General features: G+C 51.7%; 1 protein-coding gene and 3 pseudogenes. 2 read left to right on the top strand and 2 right to left on the bottom strand.

The features are described 5' to 3' along the window. Window positions 1–192 precede the first annotated feature (192 nt). Together WM40_RS29270 and WM40_RS29265 are read right to left on the bottom strand one after the other, a co-directional pair. A pseudogene (locus tag WM40_RS29270) lies at window positions 193–435 on the bottom strand (IS5/IS1182 family transposase); the annotation flags it as partial. 422 nt (window positions 436–857) lie between these two features. Beyond that, window positions 858–1,518 (bottom strand): annotated as a pseudogene (locus WM40_RS29265) (transposase). Window positions 1,519–1,675: 157 nt separating this feature from the next. Here WM40_RS29265 and WM40_RS26075 point away from each other — a divergent pair. Then, window positions 1,676–2,878: a LeuA family protein gene (locus WM40_RS26075; protein WP_046154495.1), complete on the top strand. Its 1,203-nt coding sequence runs from the start codon at window positions 1,676–1,678 to the stop codon at window positions 2,876–2,878. Window positions 2,879–2,921: 43 nt separating this feature from the next. After that, window positions 2,922–3,118: pseudogene (locus WM40_RS26070) on the top strand (IS6 family transposase); the annotation flags it as partial.

The following is a 3,118-nucleotide window of genomic DNA, read 5'->3' as shown; positions in this document are numbered from 1 at the left end:
CGCAAATTACAGATGGCTTGAGCAAAGTGTGTTGAATCGAGATGTGCACGAGCGGTGTTGCGATGTGGGGCGCACGCGAGGAGCGATCAACGTGCGTCGTTCGAGGCTTGTTCGACAAATCAGCGCCGCGCATCGCCTCTGACTTTCATGTGCATGCTCGAAAGTGCTTTGTGCAGACCTTCCCTAGATCGATTGCCATACCACGTCCTCATCGGACAAGTCGAAGGCATGCTGCAAATGCAGTAGACTAGCGACCAAGCGCGGCGAACTTGCCGGTCGGCCACGCGACGAGACTAAGCTCGTACGCATCGCGCAGCTCAGCCGCTCCCAATCGATCAAGTCGCTCAACTTGACCAAGGGATGCTTCAGGTTGATCTGCTCGCGCAGCGGCTGTCGAAAGAAATCTTCCTCGGGCACAACATTCTTCGGACCCATTCAAACCTCGTCAGAATTTGCAGGATTCAACACGTAATATGCCTGTTCCTTGCAAATGCCTCAACCCTGATACAGATTCAAAGCCTTATGCCATAAGGCTCTACGCATTGTTCAGGGTCGACTAATCAATAGATACTGATCGTTAGATAATTAAACGTATCTTTGAAGCACGATTTGACGAGATTCAGCACTGTGACTGAAAGCCCAGTTTTGCCCGACGTTTTGGCTAAAAAATAGATATCGGTTCCGGAATGTACCATCAAAAAAGCAGAAAAACGTGTTTTTATCGATAATCGATAGAGCACGTCCTTGACGCGTTGGCAGAAACTTCGTAAATTTGACCTGGAGAAAAAACAAACTATTACGAATTGTCTGGGCTAAAAGGCCAGTTAAAGAAGACGTTCAGCTTTACTGATGATGTTTCAGTGGAGAAGTGAGTGGGCTAGTTTGAGGAGCGCTTCGTGAATGCTCGATCGGCGTTCGAAGCGAATGCGAAGATGACGTAATCTACGAAGCCACGAATGAGTGCGTTTGACGACGCAACGGGAATTTTGCCCAGGCCGCTACGTGTTCGGCACCGCGCCTAGTGATGACGCCTCTGATGGCGGGTTCGCGAAGTCGGCGGCGATGCGGGTCGACATCGTAGCCACGGTTGGGGTAGAGAATTTTGGGCTTGGGAAGCGGTTGGCCGCGAGTGCTTTGAATCGGTGAGATAGCGTTGAGCAGCGTGACATCGTTGGTGTGTGCGATCGCTGACGTTTTGCACAGGTTTTGGTCTTCTCCTGAGGCTCGAACGGAAAATGAATCGACAGCCGCATATCAGAAATCTAGCTTGCATGGTTATCGCAGCTTGTCGAGCAGTAGTGCGTGCAACTTTTCCCGCACCAAGGCCTGCTGCCAGTGGTGCAACTGACTCCAGCAAGTCGCCCGCGGGTCGAAAACCAACCGGGTCGGTACATGATTCCATCGCATCCCTGTATTGAGCGCGATTAGGATGCAATTGAGTGCCGCACTGCTCCAAATCGGCAGGCTTCCAGAGTATAGCTTGTGTCGCGGTTTGAGCAGTGGAAGTAGCGGTTCGATCGGTGCTCAAAGTTCGCCATCGATGATAGATTTCGGTATTCCTTAATCCATTGTTTAGGCATCCAGGGTTAAGCGCTTCACGAGAAAGTAACCAGCTCTTTCGAGATCTTTTTGCACTTGCCTTTAAGAATGGCCCATACCATGAAGAGACTAAACCATGCAGAATTTGAACTCGCGTCTTATCACCTTTCTTGACACTACGTTGCGAGACGGTGAGCAGGCGCCGGGTAACGCAATGACGCCGGAGCAAAAGCTCGATCTCGCGGGGATGCTGGAGTATGCTGGGGTAGAAACGATCGAAACCGGATTTCCGGCGTCATCGTCGGCCGATTTTCGTGCGACGCAGTTGATAAGCTCTAAACTCCGCACCGCGTCGTTCGCCACATTCTCCCGGGCGTTACGCGAAGATGTCCGGATTGCCATTGAAGCCGGTGGAGTGAGCGACCGACACGTCATCATGCTCGTTGCAACGGGTAGCGATTTGCACCTGAAACACAAGCGCAACATTACGAGAGAGCAAGGTTTGCTTGAAGTCGTCGAGGCGGTGAAATATGCGAAGGGCAGGGGACTTAAGAATGTCGCAGTGGGCATAGAAGATGCGAGCCGGGGCGAAAGTGACTATATGGAAGCGCTCGCAGTTTCTTCCGTGAACGCTGGCGCCAATCAGATTATCTTGGCCGATACAACCGGATATGCCACTCCGCGCTCGTTCTACGACTTGGTTCGCTGTGTACGGGGATGGGTTGGTCCAGACATTAAGATTTCGACGCACTGCCACAACGACCTCGGATTAGGCGTAGCCAATGCGTTGGCGGGCATTGAAGCCGGCGCCAATGAGGTGCAGGCAACGCTGGGAGGAATTGGCGAACGCGCCGGTAATACGGCTTTGGAACAAATCGCCGCATTCTTGCATTACAAGCAGGCTGAGTACGACGTTCATAGCAATATCCGACTCGACATGCTCTATGCCGCCTTTGCAAGGCTAAGACAGTTCATCGGGCTTGAAGAGCCACGCACCCAGCCGCTATTTGGAAAATATGCATTCAGTACCGCGGCTGGGATTCATCAACAGGGCATTCTCAACGACCCTGATACATACGAATACGTTAAACCTGAGACGGTTGGCCGCGAACGCAAGCTGCTGGTTGCCCGTCATTCTGGACGTGCAGTGATTCGACATCTGCTGAGAGAGCTGGATATCATGCTAGATCAGGAAGAGATCAATAAACTTTACGAAAAATTTATTGCCGATCGAACCGATAACTCGTGTGAAGACATGGAAGCCCTGAAGGAAACGATCGCAAAAGAATATAGCGGTTCCGCACGGGAAACGCCAAAAATTCCGGTTCTGTCGCAATAAGAGAGACTGGTATTCTAAAGACCCCGAGCGAACGATCTGATCCATGAAGCAAAACCTGACTACGGCGCTGGCGAAAGTGTTTAAACGGCTCCACTATCCACTGGACGTCATGCTGCTATGCGTGCGTTGGTATGTTGCGTATCCGTTGAGCTTACGACACCTCGAAGAGATGATGGCAGAGCGTGGTATTGCTGTGGACCATTCGACTGTTCATCGCTGGGCGCTCAAACTGTTGCCGCT

The organism is Robbsia andropogonis (assembly GCF_000970345.1).
Classification (GTDB): domain Bacteria; phylum Pseudomonadota; class Gammaproteobacteria; order Burkholderiales; family Burkholderiaceae; genus Robbsia; species Robbsia andropogonis.
Note: the sequence above shows the minus strand (reverse complement) of the source record. Positions and strands in the feature narration are given on the sequence as shown.